Source organism: Actinosynnema sp. (genome assembly GCF_052038725.1).
Genome location: NZ_JBQGCX010000952.1, coordinates 1 through 3,474 on the forward strand (window position 1 = coordinate 1; position 3,474 = coordinate 3,474).

The window sequence follows — 3,474 nt, forward strand, 5'->3', positions numbered from 1 at the left end:
CGCGTCGAGGACGAGCTGCGCGACGAGCTGCCCGCTGGCTTCCCGGACCTCGAACTGGAGCGCAAGGGCGGCCTCGTCGTCGCCACCACCGACGCGGGCGCCACCGCGCTGCGCGGGTTCGCCGCCGCCCAGCGCGCCGCGGGCGTCACCGCCGAGGCCGTTGACGACGACCGCGTCCGCGAGCTCGAACCCGACCTCACCCCGGACCGCGCCGCCGCCGTCTTCTACCCCGACGACATGCAGGTCCAGCCCGTCACCGCCACCGAGGCGCTGCTCGCCGCCGCCCGCCGCCACGGCGCCGGGGTCCGGCAGGGCGTCGAGGTCACCGGGCCCGTGCTGGACAAGGGCAGGCTCGTCGGGGTCGCCACCGCCGAAGGCGCGATCACCGCCGACGCCGTCGTGCTCGCCGCGGGCCCCTGGTCCGGCGCGGTCGCCGAGCGGCTCGGGGTGCGCCTCCCGGTCGCGCCCCGCCGGGGCACCGTCCTGGTCACCTCCCGGATGCCGCAGCGCGTGTGGCACAAGGTCTACGACGCCGACTACGTGGGCGCGGTCGGCTCCGGCGCCGCCGACCTCCAGGTGTCCAGCGTGGTCGAGTCGACCGCCGCGGGCACCGTCCTCATCGGCTCCTCCCGCGAGCGCCGCGGCTTCGACGAGCGCATCGAGGCCCGCGTGCTCTCCGCGCTCGCTGCCAAGGCCCTGCTGCTGTTCCCGTTCCTGGCCGACGTCCAGGTCATGCGCGCCTACGGCGGCTTCCGCCCGTTCGTGCCCGACCACCTGCCCGTCATCGGCCCCGACCACCGCCTGCCCGGCCTGTGGCACGCCACCGGCCACGAGGGCGCGGGCATCGGGCTCAGCCTGGCCACCGCCGAGATCCTGCGCGACGACCTGCTGCACGGGACGCGCGACGAGCTGGCCGCGCAGTTCCGGCTCGACCGACCGACCCTGCTCCCGCACCTGGAGGGGACCGACCGATGAGCAAGATCCGCATCGAGGTCGACGGCCAGCCCGTCGAGGCGGTGGCGGGGCAGAGCATCGCCGCCGCCCTCCTCGCCACCGGCCGCACCTCCTGGCGCCGCACCCGCGCGGGCCGCCCGCGCGGCGTGTTCTGCGGCATCGGCACCTGCTTCGACTGCGTCGTCACCGTCAACGACCTGCGCGACGTGCGCGCCTGCCAGCGCCGCGCCGCCGACGGCGACCGCGTCCGCACCCAGGAGGACGACCGTGCCTGACGTCCTCGTGGTCGGCGGCGGCCCCGCCGGGATGGCCGCCGCGCACGCCGCCCGCCGGAGCGGCGCGACCGTGACCCTGCTGGAGTCCGGCGACGACCTCGGCGGCCAGTACTGGCGGCACCTGCCCGCCCAGCGCAGCGACCCCGACGAGCGCGAGTGGCACCACGGCTGGCAGCGCTTCCTGGACCTGCGCGCCGCGCTCGTCGACGACCCCGGCTGCGAGGTCGTCACCACCGCGCACGTCTGGTCCGTCGACCGCCGCGACGGCCGCCCCCCGCTCGTGCACGCCCTCGTCGGCCCGCCCGACGGCGGCGACCGCACCCCGCGCACCTTCGACCCGGACGCCCTCGTCCTGGCCACCGGCGCGCAGGAGCGCACCCTCCCGTTCCCCGGCTGGGACCTGCCCGGCGTCTTCACGGCGGGCGCCGCGCAGGCCCTCGCCAAGGGCGAGCGGGTCGCGGTCGGCCGCCGCGTGCTGGTCGCGGGCGCAGGCCCCTTCCTGCTCACCGCCGCGGCCAGCCTGGTCCGCGTCGGCGCCCAGGTCGTCGGCGTCGTGGAGGCGGCGGGCGCGAAGCGCCTGGCCAGGGGCTGGGCAACCAAGCCGTGGCGGCTGGCGAGGGCGGGCCACAAGGCCGCCGAGCTGGTCGGCTACCTGCGCGTGCTCGCCGCCAACCGCGTCCCCTACCGCACCGGCTCGGCCGTCATCGCCGCCCACGGCGCGGACCGCGTCGAGGCCGTCACCGTCGCCAGGCTGAACCCGGACTGGTCGCCGATCCCCGGCACCGAGCGCCGGATCGAGGTCGACGCGGTCTGCGTCAGCCACGCCTTCGTCCCCCGCACCGAACTCGCCATCTCCACCGGCTGCGCCCTCACCGGGGACGGCTCGGTCCAGGTCGACGACCGGCAGCGCACCACCGTCCCCGGCGTGCTCACGGCGGGCGAGCTGACCGGCATCGGCGGCGTCGACCTCGCGCTCGCCGAGGGCCGGATCGCCGGGGCCGTCGCCGCCGGGGCCGAGCCCGACGCCCGCGACGTGAAGCGCCGCGCGGTCTTCCGCGAGTTCGCCACCCGCCTCACCGCCGCCCACGGCGTCCGCCCCGGCTGGCGCTCCTGGGTGGACGACGGCACCGTCGTCTGCCGCTGCGAGGACGTCACCGCAGGGGGGCTGCGCAGCGCCGCCGAGCTGACCTGCTCCCAGGGCCTGCGCTCCCTCAAGCTCACCACCAGGGCAGGCCTCGGCCTGTGCCAGGGCCGCACCTGCGGCCGGGCCGTCGAGGAGCTGCTCACCGGGGTCCTGGACCCCGGCCGCACCGCCAACCGCCCCATCGCCGCACCGCTTCGCCTCGGCGAGCTCGCCGAGCACGGCCGCACCTGCAACCGAGAGGACGTCCCATGAGTTCCGCACCGGCTTCCCTGCGCGGGGTCATCGTCGCCACCGCCCTGCCGTTCAAGGAGAACCCCTCCGCGCCCGCCGGTCTGGAGGTCGACTACGACCGCTTCGCCGAGCACTGCGACTGGCTGATGTCCAACGGCTGCCACGGCGTCGGCCCCAACGGCTCCCTCGGCGAGTACTCGGCCCTCACCGACGCCGAGCGCCGCAAGGTCGTCCAGGTCGCCGTCGACACCGTCGGCGACCGGGGCGTGGTCGTCGCGGGCGTGCACGGCCCCGGCTGGCACCAGGCCAAGCACTGGGCCGAGCTGGCCGCCGAGGACGGCGCCCACGGCGTGCTCGCCCTGCCGCCCACCATGTACCGGGCCACCGCCGAGCAGGTCGTCGAGCACTACACCAAGATCGACGAGGTCGGCCTGCCGATCATGGTCTACAACAACCCGATCGACACCAAGGTCGACCTGGTGCCCGAGCTGGTCGCCGAGCTCGCGAAGCTGCCGAACGTGAGCGCCATCAAGGAGTTCAGCGGCGACGTCCGCAGGCTCTTCGAGATCGCCGAGCTGTGCGACATCGACGTGGTCGCGGGCGCCGACGACGTGCTGTTCGAGCTGATGGCCGACGGCGCCGTCGGCTGGTTCGCGGGCTTCCCCAACGCCTTCCCGGCCGAGTCCGTCGCGATCTACGAGCACATGCTCGCCGGGCGCCTCGCCGAGGCCAGGGAGCTGTACAGGCACCTCGTCGCCGTGTTCCGCTGGGACTCGCGCACCGAGTTCGTGCAGGCCATCAAGCAGGGCATGGAGGAGGTCGGCCGGTACGGAGGCCCGTGCCGCCCGCCGCGCGGCCCGCTGACCGCCG

At 76.0% G+C, this 3,474-nt stretch carries 4 protein-coding genes; all 4 read left to right on the forward strand.

Annotation, left to right across the window (positions count from 1 at the left end):
- On the forward strand, window positions 1-975 hold a 975-nt coding region (locus ACTUAL_RS20165; protein ID WP_440901343.1), incomplete at its 5' end, for an NAD(P)/FAD-dependent oxidoreductase.
- Window positions 972-1,229, forward strand: a complete 258-nt coding sequence (locus tag ACTUAL_RS20170) for a (2Fe-2S)-binding protein (RefSeq protein ID WP_096495710.1) — start codon at window positions 972-974, stop codon at window positions 1,227-1,229. The genes ACTUAL_RS20165 and ACTUAL_RS20170, both read left to right, overlap by 4 nt.
- Complete coding sequence (locus ACTUAL_RS20175; protein WP_440901344.1) at window positions 1,222-2,625, forward strand: NAD(P)/FAD-dependent oxidoreductase; 1,404 nt, start codon at window positions 1,222-1,224, stop codon at window positions 2,623-2,625. Before ACTUAL_RS20170 ends, ACTUAL_RS20175 begins: the two co-directional genes overlap by 8 nt.
- The coding region (locus tag ACTUAL_RS20180) for a dihydrodipicolinate synthase family protein (protein ID WP_440901345.1) at window positions 2,622-3,474 on the forward strand (853 nt) is incomplete at its 3' end. The genes ACTUAL_RS20175 and ACTUAL_RS20180, both read left to right, overlap by 4 nt.